We start from the raw sequence: 26,755 nt of genomic DNA, 5'->3' as shown, positions 1-26,755 counted from the left end.
CCCTGTCAATGCGTCTTGTCGCTCGCATGCAAACCGGCCATCGTGGCCGTCTCCGGCTGCAAAGTAATGTGGTCGATACCGTGCTTGCTGAGTAACATTTTCTTGATCGCGCGCAATACCTTCGGCCAATGGTCGAGGTGCTCGATTTCCACGTGGCCGATCAGGGCCGGCTGGCCCGGCGACATGTCCCACACGTGCAAGTCGTGCACGGCAATCACGCCATCGACTTGTTCCACGTCCGCACCCACCTGGATGTAGTCGATGTGCATGGGCACGCCTTCCATCAGGAAATGGTAGGACTCGCGCAGCACGCCGAATGTCGACTTTAAAATCAGCAGCGACACCAGCACGGACAGCAGCGGGTCGATCTGCATCCAGCCCGTAAAGTAAATCACGGCGCCCGCGACGATGGCGGCGACCGAGCCCAGCAAATCGCCCATCACGTGCACGAGGGCGGCGCGCGTGTTCACGCTTTGCTTGTCTTTCGACAATACCCACGCTACCACCACGTTGATCGCCAGGCCGATGAAGGCGACGATGAAGACCATGCCGCCCTTCACGGGTTGCGGGGAGGAAAAGCGCAGCGCCGCTTCATAGCAGATCCAGCCCACCACGCACAGCATGGCCAGGCCGTTGACGAAGGCGGCCAGCGCCTCAGCGCGGCCAAAGCCGAACGAGTGGCGGGGCGAAGGAGGGCGGCGCGCGATCAGTTGCGCCAGCAGGGCCAGGCCCAGCGCGGCCGCATCCGTGACCATGTGGCCCGCGTCGGAAATCAGGGCCAGCGAATTGGACAGGAAGCCGGCCGCCACTTCGATGCCGGCAAACGACAGGGTCAGCCCCAGCGCCCAGGCAAGGATACTCTGGCTGCGCCCCTCGAACGAGTGGGTGTGTTTGGCGTCGCCCTTCAGGTGGGCGTGCAAATGGGTGGCGTTGTGTTCGGTGTGCGTCGGCTGCATGGAATGCTTTGTGGAATGATGTTGCCGCCAGTGTAATTGAAAAGCAACAATATAGTCGGCACGAAAAAAAACCTGCAAGCCCGGAGGACTGCAGGTTTTTGATGGCACAGGCAATTTTATTGCGCCGCCGTCTCGCCAAACTTGCCTTCACGGAAATCCTGCACGGCCTGGAACACTTCCGCCTGGGTATTCATGACGAACGGGCCATATTGCGCGATCGGTTCGTTCAAGGGCTGGCCGGCGACGAGGATCACGCGGCCGCCTTGCGGCGCCTCGATGCGCACGCCGTCGGACCCTGGCGTGTTGGCGAAGATCGCCATGCGCAGGGCGGGCACGGCCTTGCCATCGACTTGCACTTCGCCACGGAAGGTGTACAGGAAGGCATTATGGCCTGGCGGCAAGGGCTGCTCGAAGCTGGCGCCGGCCGGCAAGTCGATGTCGAGGTACAGCGGTTCCGTCAGCTCGCGCTGCACGGCGCCCGTCACGCCATGGCTCTCGCCGGCGATCACTTGCACGGTCACGCCCGCATCCGTCGTGTAGCGGGGGATTTCGCTGCTGTCGAAGTCGCGGTACCACGGCGTGCGCATCTTGTCGCGCGCGGGCAGGTTCAGCCACAGCTGAAAACCTTCCATCACGCCTTCTTCCTGTTCCGGCATTTCCGAGTGGATCACGCCGCTGCCGGCCGTCATCCATTGGACGCCGCCCGAGGTCAGCAAGCCTTCGTGGCCCGCGCTGTCCTTGTGGCGCATGCGTCCCGTGATCATGTACGACACGGTTTCGAAGCCGCGGTGCGGATGCTCGGGGAAGCCGGCGATATAGTCGTTCGGCTTGTCGCTGGCAAAGTTGTCGAGCATCAAGAACGGGTCGAGGCGGCGCTGCAGCTGCTGCGTCAGCACGCGGTTGATCTTCACGCCGGCGCCATCCATGACGGCCTGGCCGGCGATCACGCGCTCGACGGCGCGTGGCTTGTTGACGGTGGTGGTATCGCTCATTGTTCTCTCCTCTAGGCCAGGACGGCGCCAGTGCGCCGCCCCTTTCACTGCTGGGGATTACACCAGGATCGCGTTGATCTCGGCGTCCGCCTGGGCTTGCGCCTTGGCCACGGCTTCCGGGCCCATGCCCATGCCTTCCGAATACACGTATTGCACGTCGGTCAGGCCCAGGAAGCCGAACATGGTGTTCAGGTAAGGCACCTGGCTATCGTTGGCGCTGTCGCGGTGCAAGCCGCCGCGGGACAGGCCCACGTAGACTTTCTTGCCGGTCAGCAGGCCCACGGGGCCGTTTTCCGTGTACTTGAAGGTGACGTTGGCGCGGGCAATCGCGTCGAACCAGCTTTTCAGTTGCACGGTGATGCCGAAGTTGTACATGGGCGCGCCGATGACGATCACGTCAGCCGCTTGCACTTGCGCAATCAGCGCGTCGTCCAGGGCGATGCGGGCCGCTTGCTCCGGCGTACGCTTGTCCGCTGGCGTGAACAGCGCTTGCAGGGTCGGTTCGTCGAGCACGGGGTGCGGTGCGGCGGCCAGGTCGCGGCGCACCAGGGCGGCGCCGGGGTTGGCCGCTTGTACGCGGGTAACGATGGCGTCAGCCAGGCGGGTCGAGGCGGAACCGGTGCTGCGGGCGCTGGAATTGATTTGCAGGATGTTCATCTTGTTTCTCCGTTGTGAGGTGTCTTGCGATGGATGAACTATAGCAATTCCAAAATTGATGCGGAAGCCGTTAAAATGGATAACATTAATCCACTAGTGGAACAATTGAACGTAAAGGTCAGTGATGGATATCGATCCCGGAGATTTGTTGCTGTTCGCCCGCGTCGTCGAATGCGGCAGTTTCTCGCGCGCCGCCGTGCGCGTGGACTTGCCCAAGTCGACCCTGTCGCGGCGCATCTCGCTGCTGGAAGCGAAATTGGGCGAACGGCTTCTGCTGCGCACCACGCGCAAGCTGGCGCTGACGGAGTTTGGCGCCAGCCTGCTCGAGCATGCGCGCAAGGTGGTGGAAGAAACGGAGGCGGCCGGCGCGCTGGCCCAGCACCGCCAGGCAGGCCCTAGCGGCTTGCTGCGCATTTCCATGCCGGCCGATTTTGGCGACACGCTGATGCGCCAGGTGCTGGCCGAGTTCGTGCGCCGCTATCCGGCCATTTCGCTGGAACTGGACTTGTCGGCGCGCCGCGTGGATTTGCTGGAAGAGAACTTCGACCTGGCCATCCGCATGGGCAACTTGCCCGACGATGCCAGCCTGGCCGCGCGCCGCGTGGCCTTCAGCACCCTGGCGCTGTATGCCTCGCCGCAATACACGAGCGTGCACGGCTTGCCCGAGCATCCCGACGATCTGTATGGCCACGATTTGCTCAGTTTGCCACGGTCCGTGCATGGCCTCGTGCACTGGACTTTGATCCGCGGCAAGACGACGTGGGAGCGGGACTTGCCCGTGCGCCTGCTGGCGAACTCGCCGGAATTGCTGGTGCGCATGGCGTGCACGGGCGTGGGCATCGCGGCCAGCACGGACCGCTTTGCCAAGGCGTATGTGGCGACGGGGGAACTGGTGCGGGTCTTGCCGGAATGGAGTTTTCCGCTCGTCACGGGCTGGGCCGTGTTTCCCGGCCGGCGCTTGATGCCGGCCAAGACGCGCGCATTTCTGGACTTGATGGAGGAAATGTACCGAACCGACGCGCCCGTGTAGGCGCGCGTCTTGTTGCCTTACTTGGGCAGCTTGCCCATGACTTCGCCCAGCTGCACGGGGCCGGCCGGTTGCCAGCTGGCATTGAAATCGACCGTGTTTTTCGGGAACAGCATGACGACGGTGGAACCAAGCAGGAAGCGGCCCAGCTCGTCGCCCTGTTTCAGCACGACATTGTCGTTGGCATAGCTCCAGTCGCGAATTTCACCCGTGCGGGGCGGGTTGACGACGCCGTGCCAGACGGTGGCCATGCTGCCGACGATGGTGGCGCCCACCAGGGTCATGACGAAGGGGCCGTTGGCCGTGTCGAACACGCAGACGACGCGCTCGTTGCGGGCGAACAGGCCGGGAATGCCGCGCGCCGTCGTCGGGTTGACGGAAAACAGTTCACCAGGAACATAAATCATGCGCGTCAAGCGGCCATCGCACGGCATGTGGATGCGGTGGTAGTCGCGCGGGCTCAGGTACAGATTGGCGAAGCTGCCGTGTTCGAACTGGGCCGCCAGGGCCGCATCGCCGCCCACCAAGGCCGTCGTGCTGAAATGGTGGCCCTTGGCCTGGAAGATCTGGTCCTTGTCGATCTTGCCGAACTGGCTGATGCGGCCATCGACGGGGCAGACGTAGTCCGCTTGCGCCAGCGGACGCGCGTCCGGGCGCAGCGCGCGCGTGAAAAAGTCGTTGAAGCTCGCGTAGTGCGTGATGTCCGGGTCCAGCGCCTCATCCATGTTGACGTTGTAGCGGCCGACGAACCAGCGGATCAGGCGCGTCGTCATGGCGCCGCCCTTGGCGCCGGCGATCCGGCCGGCAAAATTGGTCAACGCTCCCTTGGGCAGCAGATATTGAGGCAAAACGGCAAGACGGTCAGACACGATGGGAAGCCTTTGACGGGGTGATGGGAACAATGATGAAAACGCATTATAGCGGCGATGTGGCGCGCAATGATATGTACCGTATGCAAGGGGGCGTAGCGCAGCCGGCTGCCGAATTTAATTTGCCATAGGAAATATTTTCAGGAAACTGTGCCACGCGGAAAAAATTACAGCACAATACAGCGGCCTGTTTTTTAGCTTTTAGCCATTTTTATTCAGCCAACTTTTTTAGCCAGGTCATGATGCCACGCCGTTGCCTTCGCCTTACCATCCTTTGTTCCTCCGTGTTACTTGCCTGGAATGTCCAGGCCCAGCAATCCGAAACGCCAGCCGCGGATGCCGCCGCCGCGCCGCTGAAGGCCGAGAAGGCCGAGAAATCCGCCGCTCCCGCCATGCAGACCGTCGAAGTGAAGGGCAGCGGCTACGATCCGCGCCGCGACGATACGGCCAGCAAGATGATCGTGGGCAGCGAGGAAATCCTCAAGTATGGCGACACGAGTGTCACCGACGTGCTCAAGCGCTTGCCCGGCATTACCGTTTCCGGCGCGGCCGGACGCTCGGGCGGCGAAATCCGCATGCGCGGGCTGGGCAGCGGCTACACGCAGATATTGCTCAACGGCGAGCGGGCGCCGGCCGGCTTTTCGCTCGACACCCTGTCGCCCGACGTGATCGAACGCATCGAGATCTTGCATGCGGCCAGCGCCGAATACAGCACGCAGTCGATCGCCGGCACCATCAACGTGGTGCTGAAAAAGGCCGTCAAGACGGCGCAGCGCGACGTCAAGCTGGGCGTGGGGGGCGGGCGCGATGCGTTTTCCAGCAATGGCAACCTGCAATTGTCGGACAAGGACGGCATTTTTTCCTATTCGCTGGCGGCCTCCTTTTATCGCTATGACTATCACTATGCAAACCCGGCACGGGACCTGGGCTATGCGCCGGAAGGCCAGCAAAATCTGCTGCGCAGCAGCAAAGGCACGGGCGATGGCCGTTCGGAAGGCATCAATATGTCGCCGCGCCTGAACTGGGCTTTTCCCGGCGGCGACAATCTGACGGCGCAATTCTTCCTGAATGTGGGACGCAACGAAAGCCGTACGCACAGCCGTACCGACACGCTCATGGGCTTGCGGCCGGACTACGATACGAATGACAGCGACGGCGGCAACCATTATGTATTTGGCCGTACGGACCTGACCTGGGTGCGCAAGCTCGATGGCGGCGCCAGGCTGGAACTGGGACTGCGCGTAGGCCTGAGCAATAATTCCTCCGATAACCATCCGCTCGGCTATATCGATGGCGTGGGACTGGCGCTGGACCGCAGCGCGCGCGTGGATGCGTCGGAAAAGAGCGTGTCGTCCACCGGCAAGTATTCTTCGCCGCTCATCCCGGGCCATGCCTTGTCGATGGGCTGGGATGGCAGCTACGGCAAGCGGGATGAAGAGCGCTGGCAGCGCGAGCTGGCCTTGCCGGGCGGGCGCCCTCCATTCAACGTCGATGAAGACTTCAATGCCGACATCAAGCGCCTGGCGCTGTATGCGCAGGACGAGTGGGAGATCACGCCGCGCTGGTCCATGTATGCGGGCGTGCGCTGGGAAGGCATCGATACGCGCAGTATCGGCAATACGTATGATGAGGTACAGCAGCGCAGCAGCGTCTGGAGCCCGCTGCTGCAAACCTTGTGGAAATTGCCTGATACCAAGGGCGACCAGGTGCGCCTGGCCCTGACGCGCACCTACAAGGCGCCGGCCACCTCCAGTCTGATTCCACGCCGTATGATGTCGACGAACAATAGCCAGACCGAGCCTGACCGCGAAGGCAATCCGAACCTGAAGCCGGAGCTGGCGCTGGGCATCGACGCTTCCTACGAACATTACTGGGCCGAAGGTGCCTTGCTCAGCGCGCGCGCCTCGGCCCGCCGCATCGATGGCTACACGCGCCAGGGTTTGTTATATATCAATGAGCGCTGGGTATCGACGCCCGTCAACGACGGTCGCGCGAATACGCAGACACTGGAACTGGAAGCGAAGTTCCCGCTGCGCGCCGTGCTGGCCGCGCCCGTGCCGGCCATCGACCTGCGCGCCAGCGTCAGCCGCAACTGGTCGCAGGTGGAGCACGTGCCGGGACCGGACAACCGGCTCGACCAGCAAACCCCCGTCAGCGGCAACTTTGGCCTCGACTACAAGACGCCCGATGGCATGCTTACCACGGGCGGCAGTTTCAATTTCCGCAATGGTGGCCCCGTGCGCATCACGGAGCGCCAGAGCGCCTACACGTCGCCGCGGCGCGATCTCGACATTTATGCGCTGTGGAAATTCGATGCGAAGAACCAGTTGCGCCTGGCCGTGTCGAACCTGCTGGCGCAGGATTTTGAAAGTACCACCACGTATGCGGATGCCAGCGGCACGATCGTGCGCAACAACATTTCGCCGAGTTCGCCGCAGGCGCGCGCGACCATGGAAATGAAGTTCTGATGGCGATGTTTTAGTCGTGAAACCCCGGCCAGCATCCCCGCTGGCCTATAATCTCGGCAATTGCGCGCACGGCCCGTCCGTGCGCGCCACCTTTTCCTTTGCCAAGATTGCTTTTCCCATGACGTTTTCCTCCCTCGGCCTGATCGATCCCCTGGTCCGCAAACTTGACGAGCTCGGCTATGCCAAGCCCACGCCCGTGCAGGCGCAAGCGATTCCTGCCGTGCTGGCCGGGCGCGACCTGATGGCCGCCGCCCAGACGGGCACGGGCAAGACGGCCGGCTTTGCCGTGCCGCTGCTGCAGCGCCTGACCCTGGAAGGCGTGGTGGCGCCCCAGTGCGTGCGCGTGCTGGTGCTGGTGCCCACGCGCGAACTGGCCGAGCAAGTGTATGCGAGCTTCCGCAGCTATGGCGGCAACTTGCCGCTGCGCAGCTTTGTCGCGTATGGCGGCGTGCCCATCGAGCCGCAGATCAGCAAGCTGCGCAAGGGCCTCGACGTGCTGGTGGCCACGCCGGGCCGTTTGCTCGACTTGCAGACGCAGGGCGCCGTCAAGTTCGAGCAGGTGCAAACCCTGGTGCTGGACGAAGCGGACCGCATGCTGGACCTGGGCTTCGAGCGCGAACTCGATATATTGCTGATGACCATGCCCAAGCAGCGCCAGACCCTGCTGTTCTCGGCCACCTTCTCGGACGCCATCCGCGCCATGGCGAAAACCATGCTGAAGGATCCCGTCTCGGTGGAGGTCAGCGCGCGCAACAGCACGGTCAAGGCCGTGAAACAGTCGGTGATCGTGTGCGACAAGAAACGCAAGCCGGAACTGTTTTTGCACTTGCTGAAGAAAAAGCGCTGGGGCCAGGTATTGGTCTTCGTCAAGACGCGCAAGGGTGTCGAGCTGCTGGTGAACACCTTGCTGGAGCAGGGCGTGCGCGCCGATTCGATTCACGGCGACAAGACGCAGCCGAACCGCCTGCGCGCGCTGGCCCGCTTCAAATCTGCCGAGGTGCAGGTGCTGGTAGCCACCGACGTGGCTGCCCGTGGCCTCGATATCGATCAATTGCCCGTCGTCGTCAATTTCGACTTGCCCACCGTGGCGGAAGATTATATTCACCGCATCGGCCGCACGGGCCGCGCGGGCGCCTCGGGTGAAGCGGTCTCGCTCGTTTGCGCCGACGAGGTGGAATTGCTGTCGGCCGTGGAAGCGCTGACCCGGCAAACCCTCAAGCGCAACGAGGAAGCCGGTTTCGAGGCCGAGCACCGCGTGCCGGGCACGTCCGCCGGCGGCACGATACAGAAAAAGGCCGTGAAGGTGCTGGCGCCGAAGGCGGCGGAGCGGGCGAAAAAACGCCGCTTCTACAAGTAATCGGGGAAGTTGGCCAGGCAGGGCAAGGCGCGCAGCACGGATATGCCATTCGTGCCATCATGCGCCTATGACCTCGATACCTTTGTTCCCGCTCAATACGGTGCTGTATCCCGATGGCTATCTGCCCCTGCAGATATTCGAGGTACGCTACCTGGACATGATACGTCAGTGCATCATGGGCGAGCAGCCGTTCGGCGTGGTGCAGCTGCTGGACGGCGCGGAAGTGCGCAAGCCGGGCCAGCAGGAAACCCTGGCGCCCGTGGGCACCCTGGCGCGCATCGTCGACTGGGCCGCGCCCCTGTCGGGCTTGCTGCAAATCAAATGCATGGGCATGCAGCGCTTTCACATCGTGTCCAGCGAGCAGCTGAAGCACGGCTTGTGGGTGGCGCGGATCGAAATTTTGGCACCCGACAAGACCATCCCCATCCCGCAAGAGCAGCAGAACGTGGCTGACGCGCTCGGCGCCCTGATCCGCACCTTGCAGGAGCAAAAGATTCCGCCGGAGCAAATGCCCCTGCAGCCGCCATACCGGCTTGACGAGTGCGGCTGGGTGGCGAACCGCTGGTGCGAGCTGCTGTCGCTGAACGCCATGCAGAAGCAGCTTTTACTGAGCCAGGACAATCCCGTGCTGCGCCTGGAACTGGTGCAGGATATGCTGACGGAAAATGGCTTGCTGGAAGAATAAATCAGCCGAAGCCGCATGTTTGCACACACTTCCGTTGTGCAATTGCAATTTCTATTGAGAAATACTTTACGCTTTGCCGCCGCTGGCATAAGATAATGCCCCTGGGCAAGATTGCCCTGAGCAATATTCAAGAGTAAACGACATGGCAAAAGTAAGCGCGGAACAGATCAATGCGGCAATGGAAGCGATGGCGGGCGAAGGCCAGGCCATCACGGTGCGCGCCTTGCGCGAACGGCTGGGCAACGGCGCCTGCCTGGGCACCATCAGCAAGCTCTTGCAGCGCCGCAAGGCGGGTGCGCAGCGCCAGATCGCTGCCGCCGCCGAACTGTCGCCCGTGCTGCAGCAAGCCATCCTCGATTATGTAGGACAGGAATTAAGCGCCAGCCACAGCGCGCATGAAGCCGAGATGAACGACAATCAACAGGAATTGATGGACTTGGCCAGCGAGAACGAGCGCCAGCAAGAGTTGCTCGACTTGCAGGCTGGCGAGCTGGAAACCTTGCGCGAGGAGCTGGAACGGGAGCGGCAAGTGGCGAACCAGGCACGCACGGACCTGGCCAAGGCGCAGCTCCGCCTGGAAGGCTTGCCGCGCCTGGAAGAGGCGGCCGAGCAGGCGCGCATGGACTTGGCCAAGGCGCAATTCAAGCTCGAAGGCATCCCGCGCCTGGAAGAGGCTGCCGAAGCGGCACGCGCCGAACTGATCCAGGCCCAGCTGAAGCTGGAAAGCCTGACGCGCGTGGAAACGGAACTGGCGGCCGCGCGCCTGGAACTGGAAGCGGAACGCGAAGAGCTGGGCGAAACGCGCGCCGAGCTCGATGAAGAACGCACCTTGCGCATCAAGGCCCAGCAATTCATCGTCGATCCGATTTTCAAGACGCCCGTCTGAGGACGCCCGGCCCCGATGCGTCCCAGGGTGACATGGCGTCATGCGGCCCTGTGTTAGGCGGCGCACGGAATCGCGATGCAAGGCGCCGCAGAATAACTGCTGGACCTGCGCGCGAAAGGGGCCGGCATGGAAACGCTGATCGTCATGGGCGCCTCGGTGGGCGGCGTGGAAGCGCTGTCCGCCATCTTTTCCGCCTTGCCTGCCAATATGCCGGCACCCGTGCTGGTGGTCGCGCATGTGGGGCGGCGCAGCAGCGTCTTGTCCGAGATTCTCGCTAAAACCTCCGCCTTGCCCGTGCGCTTTGCCGAAGAGCGCGAACCCGTGCGCGCGGGGCGCATCCTGCTGGCGCCGCCGGACCGGCACATGCTCGTTGCCAACCTGGCTGGCCAGGCGACGGTCGGGCTGAGCCGGGGCCCCAAGGAAAACCATACGCGTCCCGCCATCGACCCGCTGTTTCGCAGTGCCGCCGCCGCTTTCGGGCCGAAGGTGGTGGGCGTGATCCTCAGCGGCTATCTCGACGATGGCACGGCGGGCTTGCAAGCCATCAAGGCTTGCGGCGGCAAGGCGCTGGTGCAGGAGCCGCAGGACGCGGTGGCGCCGTCGATGCCGCAAAGCGCGATCGAGCATGCGGCGGTGGACTGGCGCTTGCCGGCCGCCGAGATCGGCCCGGCCCTGCTGGCGCTGGCCAGCGGCACGCCGGCCCGCGCCGCGCAGCCCTTGCCGCCTGCGCCCCCATGGATTGCCGTGGAAAACCGTTTTGCCCGGGGAGTGGGAAATATGGACCAACTGGAAAAAATTGCCACGCCATCGACTTTCACCTGTCCCGAATGCCAGGGCACGCTGTGGGAGCTGCACGGCCAGCAGCCGCAGCGTTTTCGCTGCCATACGGGCCACAGTTTCACGGCGCAGATGCTCGGCGAGTTGCAGCATGACAAGGCGGAAGACGCCATCTGGGCGGCCGTCAGGGCACTGCAGGAAAAAGAAAGGCTGTACCTGAACCTGGCCGCCAAGGCCCAGGCCTGGCTGCATCCGGGCACGGCCAGCGAATATGCCGCCAAGGCGCGCCAGGCGGGCGAGCAGGCCGATGTGCTGAAACGGACCTTGCTGGCTTAAAATAGCGCACTGTCGCGCCATGCCGCGCGACGCCTGATCGCAAAGAAGATTTATGTCTGCAGAAAAAAAAGAGCCGCTCCCGCTTGCGGCAGCCCCCATATCGACGCGCGCACTGCCGCCCAGGCCGCCGGCAGAATTCAGTTCTGCCGCAACAGCCCTTGCGCATAAGCAAGCGCGCGAAGCCAAGGATGCGCAGGTGCGCGGCGTCACCTCGATCGACGCCATGCGCGAGGCCATCAAGCAGGCGGCGCGCGACTTGCCCAGCATCACCGAGGTGCCGCGCCTGGCCATGCTGGACGCCGCCGCCTTCCGCGCGCGGGCCGCGCTGGGCCTGCCTTTCCTGATGCGGGGGCTGGTGCAGCGCTGGCCCCTGTCGGCCCTGGGGCCTGAAGTCTTGCGCGAACAGTTCAGCCACGTGCCCGTGCGGGCGCGGGTGGGCGACTACATCAACACGGCCTTTGCGGCCGACCGCGCCATGCAGGATATGTCGATGGGGCAATACCTGGACCTGGTGGCAGAGGGCAGGCACGCGTTGCCGCCTTACCTGGGCAACCTGGAATTGCGCGAACTGAACCGTTTGTGCCACTGGCCCACGTATTTCGACAAGATGGGCCCGCCGCGCTTCTGGGTGGGGCCGGCCGGCACGGTCACGCCCCTGCATTGCGATTACGACGACAATATCTTCGCGCAAGTGTGGGGCCGCAAGCGCATCATGTTATCGCCGCCGCACCACGATGTCTTCCTGTATCCGAGCGAAGCGAACGCCATCCTGTTCGGCTCGCCCTTCGACCCGGAAGCACCCGATTTCGAGCGTTTTCCCCTCGCGCGCCAGGCTGCCATGATCGAATGCCTCGTCGAGCCGGGCGACATGCTGTACGTGCCCGCCGGCTGGTACCACCAGGTGCGGGCTCTGACGTTTTCCCTGTCCTCGAACCGCTGGGCCAGGGCCGTGCCGCTGGCCTTGCATGGCGATGCGGCGCTGCGGCGGGGCGGGGATTGAAGCTTATGGCTGCACGGCCTTGGCCGCGCCGCGGCCCCGCTTCGGCCGCCATTCGCTGAGGATGCCCGCACAAATGATCAGAACCGCGCCCACGATGGCCAGGGCCGGCAGGCGCTCGCCGGCGATGCGTCCGATCACGCCGGCCCAGACCGGTTCGCCCGCATAGATCAAGGTGGCCTTGGTGGCGGAAATGCGCTTTTGCGCCCAGTTCATCACATACTGGATCAGCGCGCTGGCGCAGCCCAGCGCCAGCACGCTGAAGATGAAGGTCTTGCTGAGGACGGGCGGCGCTTCGCCCATGACGGGCATCAGCAGCAGGGCGATCAGGGACGCCGTCGCCAGTTGCACGATGGTCACGCGCAGGATGTTCAATTGCGGCGACACGCGGCTGATGAGGATGATTTCCAGGGCGATCGCGATGGCGCCCACGGCCGTGATCAGCTCACCCGTGCCAAAACCCATGCTCAAGCCATCCGTGCCCGTCAATAACAGCAAGCCGATGAAGGCCAGCACGACGGCCGCCCACACGGCAGGGTGGGGCCGCTGCTTGAAGACCAGCCATTGCACCAGCGGCACGATGGGCACATAAAAGGCCGTGATGAAAGCGGACTTGCTGCTCGTGATATACATCAAGCCATAGGTTTGCAGCGCATAGCCGCCAAAGATGCTCACGCCGATGGCCATGCCCGTCAGCAACTCCGCTTTCGTCAGCTGGCGCAGCTGGCCCCGGCAAATCAGGGCGCCGATGCTGGCGGCCACGGCAAAGCGGGCGGCGACAAAGGCCAGCGGCCCGCTGACCGTCATGGCATGTTGCACCACGAGAAAAGTGCCGCCCCAGATGAAGGTGATGGCGATCAGGGCCAGTTCGGGCATGCCGAGGGCGGGCGGGGGACTTGCGTGTGTTTTCATGGGGAGCTATGCTATGAGCAAAATATTTCCCATCATGATAGGAGCAATATATTGCGCAGTCAAGTCGAGGCCGGTGGCGTGCTGGAGCACCTGGCCAAAAATCTGCGGCGCTTGCGCCTGGCCGCCGGCCTCAGCCAGGACGAGCTGGCGCGCCAGTCGGGCCTGAGCCGGCGCATGGTCAACGGCGTCGAGGCGGGCGGCACCAACATCAGTTTGGCCAACCTGGACCACGTGGCCGCCGCCTTGAACGTGGCCTTCGTCGACCTGGTCCAGCCGCCGCGGCAGCCGCACGACAGCTTGCGCGTGCTGATGTGGCAAAGCGCATCGCAAGCGAGCCAGGCCGTGTTGCTGGGGGCGGCGCCCGCCAGCCGTCAGGTGGAACTATGGTCGTGGATACTGGCGCCGGGCGAGCGCTACGATGCCGAGCCTGATCCGGCCGGCTTCAGCGAAATGCTGTATGTGCTGGAAGGCGAGCTGCAGCTGGAGCTGGCGGCCGGGACGAGAACGCTGGTCACGGGCGATTTCTTCGTGTTCAGCAGCGCGCAAGCGTATAGCTATGTCAACGCTGGCTCATCCACCTTGCGCTTTACGCGCAACGTGGCCAGCTGAGGGGGACTACGCCAGGCCGCAGCCGATGAGGAGGAGCATCGGCCGCTCGCGCTCTTCCGCCAGGGCCGGCTGCAGGGCGACCTGCTCATCGCTGGGCCCCCATTCTTCCACATGTTCCAGTTGGAAACCCGCTTGCAGCAGCGCATTGATGGTCGTGCCCAGCGTGCGGTGCTGCTTGATCACGCCCGGCGCCAGCCAGTCCGACACGCGCGGGCCTTGTTGCTGGTAACTGTCGATGGGCCAGCGCTTGCGGCCTTGCGCATCCGTCAGCCAGCCGGGCTGGCGCGGCGCCATGAAGATCGGATGCTCGATGGAAAACACCAGCTTGCCGCCCGGTTTCAGGCCGCGGCGGATGGCGGCCAGCAGGGTGGCGTAGCCTTCGACGTAGTGGAAGGCCAGCGAGCTGTAGACGAGGTCGTAGCTGGCTGGCGGCAAGGCCAGTTGTTCCAGGTCAAGCCGGGCATAGCTGACAGCCAGATGCTCGCCCATGGCGCGCGCCTGCGTCAGCATCTTTTCGGACACGTCCACGCCCAGCACTGATGCCGCGCCAGCCTCGGCAGCCCAGCGGCAGAACCAGCCATAGCCGCAACCCAGGTCCAGCACGCTTTTTTCTTGCAGCGCAGGCAGCATGGCGCGCAAGGCTGGCCATTCTGGCGCGCTGTCGAGTCCACCGACTGAACGGGGCAGCTGGCTGTAGGCCGTGAAGAAGGCGTCGTTGTCGTAGATATTCTGTGTCATCTGCTATGAGAAATCGTGCGTTGGGCAATCTCTTGCCGGCGGCAGGAAATTACTTGATGGCGCCCGGCTATTTAAAATTTGATTTTTTATTAATTTCCAAATTACAATAAAAATCTATGTTTTTATTCCACCGGAGTAAAAGCGGATAGTGGCGCTTGTCCAGATGTCTGGATGGCCGGACGTTATCTTATATCTCATCGACTCTCTATGCGCATTCTTTTATCCGTATTCGCTGGCACTCTGGCAGTGGCAACCATCGCTTCCGCAAGCGCAGGGCAACTGGCTCCTGCTGCAGCCAAAAAAGCACCGTCTTCGCCGAAAAATACATTCACCCGTGGCTCGGCTTTGCCGAAATGGGCCGTTCCTCTGCTGGAGATCCCTGCCACGGAACGCAAGGATCCCGTGGTTATTCGCTTGGCGGAAACCCAGGTCTGGGTAGGCGACAACCATGCGGTGTTGCTGAACCGAGCCATTCAAGTCAATGAGCAATCCGTTCTGGGGGTGATAGGCCAGTTCGGAATCGACTATTTTCCCGCATATCAGAAACTGCATCTGCACCGCGTGGCCATTCTGCGCGGCGGCCAGGTCATGGATCGTACTGCAAGCGTCAGCACGCGCTTGCTTGAGCGGGAAACCCGCATCGACGCAGGCATGTATGGCGGCGCAGTCACCCTGCAACTTTTGCTCGACGACGTGCGCGTGGGTGACACCTTGTGGACCACCTATAGCGTGGAAGGTAGCAACCCCGTCTTTGGCAAGCAGTGGTCTGGTGACTTTTCCTGGGATACGGGCCTGCCGCTGGAACGTCGTAGCCTGACGGTGTTTCATCCCCAAGGCCGGCCTTTGTATTGGCGCCAGTTGGGCGATTTCCAGGGCGCGCCATTGACGCCCGTCATTTCGCGCCAGGGTGAGATCGAGACACTGCGTTTTGAGCAGCGATCGCTTGAGGCGGTGGAGTCGGAAGAATCCATCCCGAGCGAGTATCAACCGGGGCGTTCGCTGCAGATGACTGAACACCGTGACTGGAACAGCGTCGCCGTTTGGGCCAGCAGCCTGTTTCCGCCGGCTCCGGCCAGTACCGCTTTGCAGGCGGTAGCGGCGCAATTGCGCAAGGAAGCGACGCCCGCCGCGCAGGCAGGCGCGGCCTTGCGCTGGGTGCAGGATGAAATCCGCTATTTCAGTGTTTCCGTCGGCGAGAATTCGCATCGCCCGCAAGCGCCTGATACCGTGCTCAAGCTCCGGTATGGAGATTGCAAGGACAAGAGTTACTTGCTGGTCAGCTTGCTCAACCAGCTGGGCATACGCGCCCGCATGGTCTTGCTCAATGCCCAGGCGCCCAAGGCAATGACGAAGATCATCGCCTCGCCCTCGTGGTTCGACCATGTGATCGTGCAAATGCAGATCGATGGCCGCGATTATTATGTCGACCCCACGGCCAACGGGCAAAAGCTGCCCCTGGACAAACTGACGACGGTATTCGCCGGTGCTTCCGGCCTGCTTGTCGACCCCGCCACGCAAGGCCTGACGCTGCTGCCTGAGCGGAGCGACGTGGGGCCGGAATACGAACACCTGGACCGTATCACCATCGGCAGTTTCGACGGTGACGCCGTGCTGGAAGCGCGGGAAACCTACCGCGGCGGCTATGCAGAGGCGATGCGCGACGGCATTCCCAAGCTGTCCACTGTCGAGTTCAGCAAGAGCATGCTGGAGCGCTATGAGAGCCTGTATCCGGGGGTGACCCTGATCGAGCCCCCGCGTGTCGAGGATGACCGCGAGGCGAATGTCTTTGCCATGCTGGGACGCTACAAGCTGCCCAAGCCGGTTCGCCAGAGCGACGATGGTTATGTCATCGACTATGAAAGCCATATCGTCGACGGCAGCCTGGGCTTGCCCAAGAAAATTGTCCGCAGCTATCCGCTGGCGCTGCCCAGGGGCCGGTATGCTGCGCGCTACCGTTTGCAAATCCAGTGGCCGGATGGCGTGCGCGCCGACCAGGCACCCGGCGTCAAGTCCGTCGACAATCCCTTCTTCACGGCGCGCGACGAATTGACCCTGAAAGGCAATGTCCTCGACTATATGCTGGACTACCGCGTCAAGCAGGCCGTGGTCCAGGCCGCCGACGTGCCCGAGTTGCAAGCCCAGTCGAAATTGTTGGCGCCGTATATTTCGGCAACTTTCCGCATCAACAAGGAAATCGTCAGCAAGCCGGAAGTTGTCGCCATGTCGCTGTCCATGCGCGAACTGGATGCCATGCAGGTTGTGGCCGATGTTCATGCTTTGGTGCAGACGGTCGATGCCGCCAAGGCGACGCCGGCCGACCTGGACAAGGCTTGCGATGTGCTGCTCAGTGCGTACCGGCTGCGCGATCTGCTGGAGTCGGATGTCGAGGGCACGCTGCGGCAACTGGAACAAAGCCTGAAGAAGGAAAAAGTGCCGGGTGGAACGCCGTGCCTGGCGCGCCTTTCCTTTGCCCAAGGAAATTTTGCCGAGAGTGTTGCTTCTTATCAAAGCGCCGCCTTGAAAGACGACAGTCCTTACCGCCGTGACCTGGCGTGGGCGCAGGCCTATGCCGGCGATGGCGCAGAGGCCATGGCGACCATGGCGGCATATCGCGCCGCGCGTGGGGTGGCTGGCAGCAATATCAGCGCGGGATTGGCCTTGGCCGATGAGATTGCCCTAGCGCAAAGGGCGGGCAAGCCCGTGCCAGATGAGCTAGTGCGGCTGGCCCGGGATATTCCTGACGGTATCTGGCCGCGTCCCTTACTGGCCATGCAGCTTGGTGTGCTCAGTGCCGATGCCTTGCTGAAGCTGATATCAACTTTTCCTGAAGACCAGCGCGACCTGGCCTTGAACGATGCCTGGTTTTATATTGGCCAGCAGCGCTTGCTGGCAAACGACACGCTGGCGGCTCGCCACGCTTTCCTGTGGTATGGCGTGGACGGCTTGCGTAGCTCCCCTCTGCATGGTCAGGCAGAGCGGGAACTCGACAGGCTCATGCCTGAAGATGAGAACCATCATTTAGGCAACGCCGCTTTCAATCGTGGCGATTTCGCGACGGCCGTCGTGAAGTGGCGTGCCAGCGCCGAAGCGGGTTGCGCCGCATCCCAGCATGAAATGGGCATGCTGTATGAGGCCGGCAAATATATTCCCCAGGATTACCAGCAAGCCAAGCATTGGTTCGAGCTTGCGGCAGGAAATGGCTCTCAGGGCGGCATGAATTCACTGGGTTATATGTATGACAATGGTCAAGGCCTTCCGGTGGACTTGGTCGTGGCGGCAAAATGGTATGCGAAGGCGGCGGAATTGGGCAGTCGCCACGCTTCGTTTAACTTGGGGAAGGCCTATGAGTATGGAGATGGGGTGGAAAAGGATTGGGATAAGGCTGTTTTCTACTACCGCCAGGGGGCTGAGCGGAACCATGCCGGCGCACAGGCCAAAACGGCTAAGTTTTATTTGCATTCGGGAAAAATCTCGAATGCTCCGAAGGCGCTGCGCTGGGCGATGCGGTCCGCCATGCACGAGAACGAGGATGGCATATTAACGCTGGCGAATATCTATCATTATGGTTTGGGAGTAACGGAAGACATGGCAAAGGCTTTCAGACTATACCAACGGCTGGAAAGTAAGGGTAATGTCAGTGGCAGACACGGCGTGGCTATAATGTATAACCGGGGCGAGGGGGTGGCACAAGATGTGGGCATGGCATTCAAGCTGTATACGCAGCTTGCAGATGCTGGCGATGCGTATAGCCACCTCTATCTGGGCCGGATGTACAGGGATGGCAAGGGTGCGGAGAGAAATCTGCCGAAGGCGATCGCGCTGCTGCAACATGCCAGCAAAGATAAGGGAAAGGCGGCGGATCTGGACTTAAGGAAGATGGCGTACTCGGACTTGGCAAATATTTATCTGTACGAGAAAGACACGCCGGCCGATGTGCTCCAGGCCCGTCATTATATGCAGGCAGGCTCTGACCTGGGTGACAGTAATGCGCAGATTGGTCTCGGCGCCATGTACGAATCCGGAAAAGGAGGTCTGGAGAAGGACTTCACGATGACTGCCAGTTTATACCAGAAGGCGGCCGATGCCGGGAATCTGCTTGCCTTGTCCAGCCTCGGTAATCTATATGAAAAAGGTCGCGGCGTGACGCAGGATTATGCCAAGGCGTTCAGCCTATATCATCAGTCTGCACAAGAAGCAGGACATAGTTCTGCATTGCTCGGTCTTTCTGCACTTTATGAAAAAGGCCTGGGGGTGCAACTGGATCCTGTGCTTGCCTATACTTATTGCAAGCTAGCTGTGCAGGCAGGCGCGGACAATTTTGCTGATGAGTGCATGACCTTGTCGACAAAGGTCGATGCCGAGAAGGTTGCTGCAGCGGATGCGTTTGCGCTTGGCTGGAAGCAGGGCAGTGCCTTGCCGGCTCCGGGCAGTCTTTAAGTCAGCTCGTTATTGTTGGTCTGGCGGCTGCCGCTTGGCGTGGCCGCCCCGTTGCGCCCGGTAAATGCCCGCGTGGCCGGAAAACAGGTAGGCCACGACGCAGGCGATGGCCGCGTACACGCCGATCTCCGCACCGAACAGTTCCATGGCCATCAGGGTCGAGGCGATGGGCGTGTTGGCGGCGCCCGCAAACACGGCGACGAAGCCGATGGCGGCCAGCAGGGTGACGGGCTGGTGCAGCAGCGGCCCCAGCGCATTGCCCAGGGTGGCGCCGATGAAGAACAATGGCGTCACTTCGCCGCCCTTGAAACCCGTGCCCAGCGAGACGATGGTAAACGCCATCTTGCCGAGGAAATCCCAGGCGGGCAGCGGCTCCTTCAGCGCATCGACGATGGTGGGAATGCCCAGGCCGATGTAGCGATCCGTGCCCAGCAGCCACACGGCGAGCGCGACGACGAGGCCGCCTATCAGCGGGCGCAGCGGAGCGTAGGCAATCTTGCGTTTCATCAAGGCACTCAAGCCGTGCGTGGCTTGCGCAAACACTTTGCCGGTCACGCCGAACAGCACGCCCGCGATGACCATCGCGGACAAGGTCCAGGCGGAAATGGCGGGGGTCAAAGGCACGGCGTAATGCGTGTGAGCAATGTGCAAAAGCGGACCCCACAGCAGGACCACCTGGTCGGCGATGACGGCAGCGGCCAGGCAGGGCAGCATGGCTTCGTAGCGCAGGCGGCCGATGGCCAGCACTTCCAGGCCGAAGAGGGCGCCCGCCAGCGGCGTGCCGAAGACGGAGGCAAAGCCGGCGCTGATGCCGGCCATCAGGATGATGCGGCGGTCTTCATTGTTCAAACGAAACATGCGGGTCAGCTGGTCGGCCAGTGCACCACCCATCTGCACGGCTGTGCCTTCGCGTCCGACGGAGGCGCCGAACAGGTGCGAGACGACGGTGCCGCCCAGCACCAGCGGCGCCATGCGCAAGGGGATGATTTTTTTCGGGTCGTGGATTTCATCGATGAGCAGATTCGCGCCGCCTTCGACACTGCTGCCGTAGCGCAAATACAGCCAGCCGACGGCAAAGCCCGCCACGGGCAGCAGCCAGATCAGCCAGGCGTGCGCCAGGCGCGTGCGCGTGGCCCAGTCCAGGGCGAACAGGAAAGCGGCCGAGGCCGACCCCGCCAGCACGGCCACGACGCTCGCAAGCAGCAGCCATTTCAACAGATGCTTTAACAGATCGGTGAGGGCGCTGAGGCGGTGCATCGAGCATCCAGTCAAGGTTGATGGGTGGAACGTTCTTACAATCCCAGTTCCGCCGTCAGCGCCTGGCCGATGGTCTGCTGTTCGGCCAGGATGGCGCGCAAGTGGTGGGGGCGCGTCTTGACATTCGTCATGACCACGCGCAGCACATTGGTCGGGCCAGGGTAGCGCGTCGATTCGAGTACCGTGCGCGACACAAAGCTGTGGCCTTGCGCCTTTTGCCGGTTTTGCAGCTTGGCGTTCAAGGTGTTCAGCTGCTTGTTCAGTTCGGTCGCCGCGTCCACCTGGCCGCCGGCCAGCAAGCTGTCCATGCGCTGGCGCAAATGCGCGGGCACGTAGCGGTAGGTCAGGATGAAGGTGTCGGAGCGTGTGACGAGTTCGAAATCCTGCTGGTCGGCCAATAAATCCTGCAACTGGCCGGACAAGGTGGCCGCCTGCTGCAGCAAGGTCGTGTAGCCGGACACGCCCAGCACCTTGAACGAGGTCCACAGTTTCAAGGCATCGAAGCGGCGCGAGCCTTCCAGCGAAGTCTGGCCCAGGTCGCCCGAGTTGTCGCGCAAGATGTAGTTGGCGTTGTGCTTCAGCAGGTTCAGGCTGGCGCTATCCTTGAACAGCACCATGCTTTGCGCCATCGGCACCCACAGCAATTTATGCCCGTCGATGACGACGGAGTCGGCCAGCGCGATGCCGTCGTACAGCCCGCGGTACTGTTCCGCGATCAGCAGCGCGCCGCCCCAGGCCGCATCCACATGGAACCAGATGCTTTCCCGCGCGGCAATGGCTGCCATGGCGGCCAGCGGGTCGATGGCGCCCGTTTCCGTCGTGCCGGCGATGCCGATCATGGCGACGACCTTGATATTGCGCAATTTCAAGTCGGCAATCGTCGCTTCCAGCGCCTGGACGTCGATGCGGTTGTCGCGGTCGACGGCCACCAGGTGCAAGGCGTTTTCACCGAGGCCCAGGGTCGCCAGCGCCTTCTTGACGGAATAGTGGCTGCGGGCCGAGCCGATCACGGCCAGCCCCGCATAGCCGGATTCTTGCATGGCGGCAAACAGGCCACGCTTGCGCGTGCCGGGCAGCTGCCGTTCCAGCGCCACGGCCAGGGCCGTCAAATTGCCCATGGTACCGCCATTGACGACATTGCCCAGCGCGCCGCTGGTGGCGGCCATGGCTTGCGTGTAGACATGTTCGGGTTGCTGGTACACCTGGCGGTGCAGCCAGCCGAGGATCTGCTTTTCGATCAGGGTCGACACATACGCCGTCTCGATCTTGACCTGGTTCTGGTTCAGGGTGGCCGTAAACGCTTCTGCCAGCACGCTGATCCAGGGCAGGGCCTGGGTCATGTGGCCGATGTATTGCGGGTGGTTCAGCTGGGCCGTATTGGCCAGCACGGTGGTGTCGAGTTCTTGCAGGAAATCCGCCACGGGCATGCCGTGCGCGGGCAGGCTGGTGTCGGACAGCTGAGTCAGCAGCTCCGCATACGGCGTGTGCGGATAGGCCGTGTCGCGCTCGGCGGCCAGCCAGCCGCCCAGCATGCCCAGCGCCTGCCGCAAGGGCGCGGGCGCCTGCTGCAATGCATCGATGGAAAAATGCTGCTGCAGCAGCTGTTCGACAGGGGTATCGGTCATGGCGCGTTGTTTTCTCTACGGATTGCTGGTGCCACGGTGACAAACGAATTGCGCCCAGGCGGAAGCGGGATTTTACCCGACTCCGCCTGAGCGCATCAGTTTGCTATGTCAGTTTGCTATTGCTGCTGATCAGAAGTAGTTCAGGCCCAGCGCCGACTTGACTTCATCGGCCGTGCGGGCCGCCACTTCGCGTGCCTTGAAGGTGCCTTCTTTCAGCATCTGGATGACTTGTCCCTTGTCCTTGGCGAACTCTTCGCGGCGGGCGCGGATCGGCGCCAGCATTTCCTGCAAGACCAGGTCCAGGCGCTTCTTGACGATGCTGTCGCCCAGGCCGCCGCGCACGTAATGGGCTTTCATTTCGGCCAGCGCCGCTTTTTCCGGGTCAAACGCATCCAGGTACGTAAAGGCGATGTTGCCTTCCAGGTGGCCCGGATCTTCCACGCGCAGGTGCAGCGGGTCGGTATAGACTTTTTTCACGGCGGCCGTGATTTCGGCCGGGGTCGCGCCCAGGTTGATGGTGTTGCCCAGCGATTTGCTCATCTTCGCCTTGCCGTCGATGCCGGGCAGGCGGCCGATGTCCGGCACCAGCGCCTTGCATTCCATCAGCACTTCGCGGTTGTACATGCGGTTGAAGCGGCGCACGATTTCATTCGTTTGCTCGATCATCGGGATCTGGTCTTCGCCCACGGGCACCACGCCCGCCTTGAAGGCCGTGATGTCGGCCGCCTGGCTGGCCGGGTAGGTCAAGAAACCGGCCGGGATGTCGCGCTCGAAGCCGCGCAGGCGGATTTCTTCCTTGACGGTGGGGTTGCGCTCGAGGCGCGCCACGGTGACGATGTTCAGGTAGTAAAAGGTCAGTTCGGCCAGTTCCGGAATCTGCGACTGGATGAACACGGTGGTTTTCGTCGGGTCGATGCCGACGGCCAGGTAATCGAGCGCCACTTCGACGACATTGCGGTGCACCTTGTCGATGTCGTCCATATTGTCCGTCAGCGCCTGCGCGTCGGCCAGCATGATGAATTGCTTGTAGCTGTTCTGGTAGCGTACGCGGTCGCGCAGGCTGCCCACGTAATGGCCCAGGTGCAAGGGGCCGGTGGGGCGGTCGCCCGTCAGGATCACGGATTGCGAAGCGATGGCGGCGGCGGACGGCGGCGCGGCATCGTTCTGGTCCTGGGTGTCGGGGGTATCGGGCGTATTAGGCAAGCTCATCAAGTTTCCTTTTGAGCCGCCTGCATCGGGGATGATCCAGGCTGAGCCTGTTACGCCACCGATCGAGGCGGCGTGGATCAAATTCACATCACTATGCAGTGGCCGCGCGAAAGTGAGCGGGACCACCAATTCAAGCAGGCGTGTTGTGAAGGGATAAATTTCATGGCGTTATGGTTGCAGTTCGGGCGCGTTCTGTCAAGTTTGCGCCCGGATTTATCTGCTGCGCCGCGTCAGAGGCTTGCCTTATGTAAAACTTGCTTTCCGGGTACTATTGCCGTTCGGCCACTTTTGCGTGGCATGAATCATTGGAGAACAGTATGCGCGTGTCGTCCCCCGTCCGGCTCACCGGCCTGGCTTTTGTTGTCAGTTCCCTATTCAGTTCCTTGTTTGCAGCACCCGCGATGGCGCAAACGCCGCCCATGACGCCCGATATCGGCGCCAAGCTGGCCATGCCCGATGTGAATGATTACGTCAAGCGCGTGGTGATGATCCCCATGCGCGACGGCGTCAAGCTGTACACGGTGATCGTCGTGCCAAAAGACGCCAAACGGGCGCCGATCATGCTCACGCGCACGCCGTACAATGCGGCCCGCCGCGCCCAGCGCGCCGCCAGCCCCAGCATGCTGGCCGCCCTGCCGCAGGGTGACGATACCCTGGTGGAAAACGGCTACATCCGCGTGTTCCAGGACGTGCGCGGCAAGCATGGCTCGGAAGGCGATTACGTCATGACGCGCCCCGTGCGCGGGCCGCTGAACCATACCAAGGTCGATAACGTGACCGATGCGTGGGACACCATCGACTGGCTCGTCAAAAACGTGCCGGAAACGAATGGCAAGGTGGGCATGCTGGGGTCCTCGTACGAGGGTCATACGGTGCTGATGGCCCTGGTCGACCCGCATCCGGCCCTGAAGGTGGCCATCCCCATGAGCGCCATGGTCGATGGCTGGCGCGGCGACGACTGGTTCCACAACGGCGCCTTCCGCATGCCGAGCCTGTCCTACCTGGCGTGGCAGACGAGCGCGCGCGGCAGTAGCGAGGCGCCGGCGCTGGGCGTGTATGACGAATACGATGCGTATCTGCGCATCGGCTCGGCCGGCGATTACGCGAAGAAGTTCGGCATCGACAAGCTGACCTACACGAAAAAGCTGTTCGAGCACCCGGCCTACGACAGTTACTGGCAGGAACAGGCGCTCGACAAGATCCTCGCCAAGCGCCCGCTGATCGTGCCCACCATGCACGTGGTGGGGCAGTGGGACCAGGAAGATATCTATGGCCCGTACGCCACCTACACGGCGATGGAGGGGCGCGACAAGCGCAACAACCTCAATTACCTGGCCATCGGCCCCTGGCGCCATAGCGGCGTCAACTATGACGGTTCCAGCCTGGGCGCCCTGAAGTTTGACGGCGATACGGCGCGCCAGTTCCGCGAAAAAGTCATGCAGCCATTCCTGAATCAATACCTGAAGGATGGTGCGCCGGAAGCGAACACGGCGCCCGTGGTGTCGTACCAGACCGGCACCAACCAGTGGCAGCGCCTGCAGCAGTGGCCGCTGGCCTGCGAGACCTGCGACACCAAGCTGACGCCGATCTACCTGCAGGACGGTTCCAGGCTGGGCTTTGCGGCGCCATCGGGCGCTGCGGATGCGGCCGAAGGCGCTTTCGATGAATACGTGGCCGACCCTGCCAAGCCCGTGCCTTTCGTGCCCCGTCCCGTGCGCCTCACGGACCCGGACGTGTGGAAGCCATGGCTGGTCAGCGACCAGCGCGGCTATGCCGACCGCACGGATGTGCTCAGCTATGTGTCCGAACCGTTGAAGACGGCCGTGCGCATCTCCGGCGCGCCGATGGTGAACCTGTTTGCCGCCACCAGCGGCACGGATGCCGATTGGGTGGTGAAACTGATCGACGTGTATCCGGACGAAGTGCCGTCGCAGCCGGCCATGGGCGGCTACCAGCTGGGCGTGGCGATGGATATCTTCCGCGGCCGCTACCGCGACAGCTTCGAGCACCCGACGCCGATACCGGCAGGTAAAGTGGAACGCTACCGCTTCGCCTTGCCGAACGCGAATCACGTCTTCCTGCCCGGCCACCGCATCGCCGTGCAAGTGCAGTCGAGCTGGTTCCCCCTGTACGACCGCAACCCGCAAAACTACGTGCCGAACATCTTCCTGGCCGACCCGGGCCATTATAGAAAGGCGACGCAGCGCGTGTACCACGCGACAGGGGCGGCCAGCGCGATCGAGTTGCCGATTGCGCCGCTCGACGCCCGCTAAGCGATTCGCATGAGGATGGCGCCCGCCGCGATCAGGCCGATGGCCAGGTAGCGGCGGGGGCTGATCTTTTCGCGCAGGAACAGGGCCGCGATGGCGATGGCGAACAGGATCGACGTTTCGCGCAGGGCCGCGATGGCGGCCACGGGCGCCTGCGTCATGGCCCACAGGGCCAGGCCATACGATGCGAGGGTGCCGAAGCCGCCAACGGCGGCCAGGCGCCATTGCGTTTGCGCATACGCAAGCAAGTCGGCGGGGCGGCGCAACGCCGTCCACAGCAGCAGTCCTGCGCCGTTCAAGACAAAAATCCACATGGTGTAGGCGGCCGGCGCGCCGGATAGGCGCACGCCGATGCCGTCGATCAAGGTATAGCTGGCGATGACGCAGGCGTTGCCGAGCGCAAAGGCGGTGGCGCGGCCCGTGTTTTTCGGCATCCTGCCGATGGCGCCCGTGCGCGCGGCCACATACAGGCCGAGGATGCCCGCGCAGATGCAGGCAACGGCGCCCATCTGCATGGCAGACAGGCGTTCGCCGATCAGCGGCCAGCTGGCCAGCGCCACGAGCAATGGCGCGCTGCCGCGCATCAAGGGGTAGGCATGGCTCATGTCGCCCGCCCTGTAGGCAGCCGCCAGCAGCGAGTAATACGCCAGCTGTGCCACGGCCGAGGCGGCCAGGTAGGGCCAGCTGGCGGGTGCGGGAGTGTTGACGAAGGGCAAGACGGCCAGTGAAATCAGGGCCGCGCCCACGGAAACGAGCACCGTGCTGAGGAAGGTATCCTTGCCCGACTTGACGATGGCGTTCCAGCTGGCGTGCAGCAGGGCGGCAAACAGGACGACGGCGACGACCAGACCGGACATGCAGGCCTTAGCGGGGGCGTATGCTCAGCGACAGCAATTCCTGGCGGTGATGGCGCTGGAAGCCGTCCATCACGGCGCCGGAGCGGCCCGCCCTGTCGAGCAGTTCGCGCAGGGTCGCCTGGTCTTCCGCCGTCAGCGACTTGCGCGACAGGTAGACGCCGCTCATGCCCCAGGGCAATTCCGGCAGCGCTTCCAGGCGCAGGCGGTCGGCCAGGCCATACACGCGCGCATCGTTTTGCGCCACGCCGGCGAGGATGGTGGGCGCCATGATGGTGGCATCGATGAAGCCGCTTTGCATCAGGCGCGCCACGGACAGGGCGTCGACTTCGTAGAACAGGCGGCCCTGGCTGCTCAGCTCCTTCGCCAGCGCCTGGTACGGTGCGCCATAGTCGTAGCCGCGCACGAGCGCCACGCGCAATTCGCGCCGCTCGATCAATTCCTGCATGGTGTTGATGGGCGGTCGCGCGCCCTGGAGCGAGATCAGCAGGGGCCGGCTGCCCAGCATGGGGATGAACAGGCCATGCTGGTCGCGCCGCAAGGTGCTGCTGGCCGGGATCAGCAAGTCGGCCTTGCCCGCCTCGAACATCGCTTCCAGGCGCGCGCGGGGCACGGCCGTGAAGATGAAATTGCAGCCGAGCTTGGCACCCATGCCGCGCAGCAAGTCGGGATAGATGCCGCTGATGGTGGCGCCATTCACCACCACGCTGGCGCCGATGGCCGAGACGGGCACCTGGATGTCGCGCGAGCATTGCGCGCCCGCCAGCGATGGCAGCGCCAGCGCCAGCATGGCCACGGTTCGGCGCCAGGCGCTGGAATAAAAGTCAGTCATACCCA

At 63.0% G+C, this 26,755-nt stretch carries 21 protein-coding genes; 10 read left to right on the top strand and 11 right to left on the bottom strand.

Annotated elements, in window-relative coordinates; genetic code table 11:
- Positions 1-5 precede the first annotated feature (5 nt).
- The 3 genes from CLU94_RS01800 to CLU94_RS01790 all read right to left on the bottom strand — a co-directional run bounded on the left by CLU94_RS01800 (position 6) and on the right by CLU94_RS01790 (position 2,605).
- A complete protein-coding gene (locus CLU94_RS01800; RefSeq protein WP_099664368.1) occupies positions 6-956 on the bottom strand; it encodes a cation diffusion facilitator family transporter in 951 nt (316 codons plus the stop codon).
- A gap of 116 nt (positions 957-1,072) precedes the next feature.
- Positions 1,073-1,948 (bottom strand): pirin family protein, encoded by an 876-nt coding sequence (locus CLU94_RS01795; RefSeq protein WP_099664367.1) that lies wholly within the window; start codon positions 1,946-1,948, stop codon positions 1,073-1,075.
- Between the two features lie 57 nt (positions 1,949-2,005).
- The gene (locus CLU94_RS01790; protein WP_099664366.1) at positions 2,006-2,605 is read right to left on the bottom strand and encodes an FMN-dependent NADH-azoreductase; all 600 of its coding nucleotides are present in this window, start codon (positions 2,603-2,605) and stop codon (positions 2,006-2,008) included.
- 124 nt (positions 2,606-2,729) lie between these two features.
- On the opposite strand from CLU94_RS01790, the gene CLU94_RS01785 reads away from it, so the two are divergent.
- Positions 2,730-3,635 (top strand): LysR family transcriptional regulator, encoded by a 906-nt coding sequence (locus CLU94_RS01785; RefSeq protein ID WP_099664365.1) that lies wholly within the window; start codon positions 2,730-2,732, stop codon positions 3,633-3,635.
- Positions 3,636-3,652: 17 nt separating this feature from the next.
- Here the strand turns inward: CLU94_RS01785 and asd are convergent, their stop codons facing one another.
- The gene (gene asd / locus CLU94_RS01780) at positions 3,653-4,501 is read right to left on the bottom strand and encodes an archaetidylserine decarboxylase (protein WP_099664364.1); all 849 of its coding nucleotides are present in this window, start codon (positions 4,499-4,501) and stop codon (positions 3,653-3,655) included.
- Positions 4,502-4,785: 284 nt separating this feature from the next.
- On the opposite strand from asd, the gene CLU94_RS01775 reads away from it, so the two are divergent.
- The 6 genes from CLU94_RS01775 to CLU94_RS01750 all read left to right on the top strand — a co-directional run bounded on the left by CLU94_RS01775 (position 4,786) and on the right by CLU94_RS01750 (position 12,010).
- Positions 4,786-6,969 carry a TonB-dependent receptor plug domain-containing protein gene (locus tag CLU94_RS01775; protein ID WP_257218647.1) on the top strand — a complete coding sequence of 728 codons (2,184 nt, stop codon included), beginning with the start codon at positions 4,786-4,788 and terminating at the stop codon, positions 6,967-6,969.
- 118 nt (positions 6,970-7,087) lie between these two features.
- On the top strand, positions 7,088-8,326 hold the full coding sequence (locus CLU94_RS01770; protein ID WP_099668119.1) for a DEAD/DEAH box helicase: 1,239 nt from the start codon (positions 7,088-7,090) through the stop codon (positions 8,324-8,326).
- Positions 8,327-8,393: 67 nt separating this feature from the next.
- The gene (locus CLU94_RS01765) at positions 8,394-9,011 is read left to right on the top strand and encodes an LON peptidase substrate-binding domain-containing protein (protein WP_099664363.1); all 618 of its coding nucleotides are present in this window, start codon (positions 8,394-8,396) and stop codon (positions 9,009-9,011) included.
- A gap of 142 nt (positions 9,012-9,153) precedes the next feature.
- On the top strand, positions 9,154-9,897 hold the full coding sequence (locus tag CLU94_RS01760; RefSeq protein ID WP_046684938.1) for a DNA-binding protein: 744 nt from the start codon (positions 9,154-9,156) through the stop codon (positions 9,895-9,897).
- 126 nt (positions 9,898-10,023) lie between these two features.
- Positions 10,024-11,010, top strand: coding sequence for a chemotaxis protein CheB (locus CLU94_RS01755; protein WP_099664362.1), 987 nt, complete (start codon positions 10,024-10,026; stop codon positions 11,008-11,010).
- 52 nt (positions 11,011-11,062) lie between these two features.
- Entirely contained in the window at positions 11,063-12,010 is a 948-nt protein-coding gene (locus CLU94_RS01750) for a cupin-like domain-containing protein (RefSeq protein ID WP_099664361.1), read from the top strand.
- 3 nt (positions 12,011-12,013) lie between these two features.
- Here the strand turns inward: CLU94_RS01750 and CLU94_RS01745 are convergent, their stop codons facing one another.
- Complete coding sequence (locus CLU94_RS01745; protein ID WP_099664360.1) at positions 12,014-12,919, bottom strand: DMT family transporter; 906 nt, start codon at positions 12,917-12,919, stop codon at positions 12,014-12,016.
- A 51-nt stretch (positions 12,920-12,970) separates the two neighbouring features.
- Here CLU94_RS01745 and CLU94_RS01740 point away from each other — a divergent pair, with 51 nt between their 5' ends.
- The gene (locus CLU94_RS01740) at positions 12,971-13,528 is read left to right on the top strand and encodes a helix-turn-helix domain-containing protein (RefSeq protein WP_257218646.1); all 558 of its coding nucleotides are present in this window, start codon (positions 12,971-12,973) and stop codon (positions 13,526-13,528) included.
- A 6-nt stretch (positions 13,529-13,534) separates the two neighbouring features.
- On the opposite strand, the gene CLU94_RS01735 is transcribed toward CLU94_RS01740, so the two are convergent.
- Complete coding sequence (locus CLU94_RS01735) at positions 13,535-14,266, bottom strand: class I SAM-dependent methyltransferase (RefSeq protein WP_099664359.1); 732 nt, start codon at positions 14,264-14,266, stop codon at positions 13,535-13,537.
- Between the two features lie 207 nt (positions 14,267-14,473).
- Here CLU94_RS01735 and CLU94_RS01730 point away from each other — a divergent pair, with 207 nt between their 5' ends.
- On the top strand, positions 14,474-18,703 hold the full coding sequence (locus CLU94_RS01730) for a DUF3857 domain-containing protein (RefSeq protein ID WP_180278553.1): 4,230 nt from the start codon (positions 14,474-14,476) through the stop codon (positions 18,701-18,703).
- Positions 18,704-18,712: 9 nt separating this feature from the next.
- Here CLU94_RS01730 and CLU94_RS01725 read toward each other — a convergent pair whose 3' ends face one another.
- The 3 genes from CLU94_RS01725 to trpS form a co-directional block, all read right to left on the bottom strand.
- Complete coding sequence (locus CLU94_RS01725; RefSeq protein ID WP_099664357.1) at positions 18,713-19,960, bottom strand: voltage-gated chloride channel family protein; 1,248 nt, start codon at positions 19,958-19,960, stop codon at positions 18,713-18,715.
- A 35-nt stretch (positions 19,961-19,995) separates the two neighbouring features.
- Positions 19,996-21,585 carry a pyridoxal-dependent decarboxylase gene (locus CLU94_RS01720; RefSeq protein ID WP_099664356.1) on the bottom strand — a complete coding sequence of 530 codons (1,590 nt, stop codon included), beginning with the start codon at positions 21,583-21,585 and terminating at the stop codon, positions 19,996-19,998.
- Positions 21,586-21,714: 129 nt separating this feature from the next.
- Positions 21,715-22,794 (bottom strand): tryptophan--tRNA ligase, encoded by a 1,080-nt coding sequence (trpS, locus tag CLU94_RS01715; RefSeq protein WP_257218645.1) that lies wholly within the window; start codon positions 22,792-22,794, stop codon positions 21,715-21,717.
- 383 nt (positions 22,795-23,177) lie between these two features.
- Between trpS and CLU94_RS01710 the strand changes: the two genes are divergently transcribed.
- Entirely contained in the window at positions 23,178-25,067 is a 1,890-nt protein-coding gene (locus CLU94_RS01710) for a CocE/NonD family hydrolase (RefSeq protein WP_257218644.1), read from the top strand.
- Here the strand turns inward: CLU94_RS01710 and CLU94_RS01705 are convergent.
- A complete protein-coding gene (locus CLU94_RS01705; RefSeq protein ID WP_099664354.1) occupies positions 25,064-25,921 on the bottom strand; it encodes a DMT family transporter in 858 nt (285 codons plus the stop codon). The two genes, CLU94_RS01710 and CLU94_RS01705, sit on opposite strands and share 4 nt — an antisense overlap.
- A 7-nt stretch (positions 25,922-25,928) precedes the next feature.
- Positions 25,929-26,750, bottom strand: a complete 822-nt coding sequence (locus CLU94_RS01700) for a substrate-binding periplasmic protein (RefSeq protein ID WP_099664353.1) — start codon at positions 26,748-26,750, stop codon at positions 25,929-25,931.
- Between the last annotated feature and the right edge of the window lie 5 nt (positions 26,751-26,755).

This window comes from Janthinobacterium sp. 13 (assembly GCF_002749695.1).
In the GTDB taxonomy this organism is placed as follows: domain Bacteria; phylum Pseudomonadota; class Gammaproteobacteria; order Burkholderiales; family Burkholderiaceae_D; genus Janthinobacterium; species Janthinobacterium kumbetense.
This window is presented reverse-complemented; position numbering and strand designations above follow the sequence as displayed.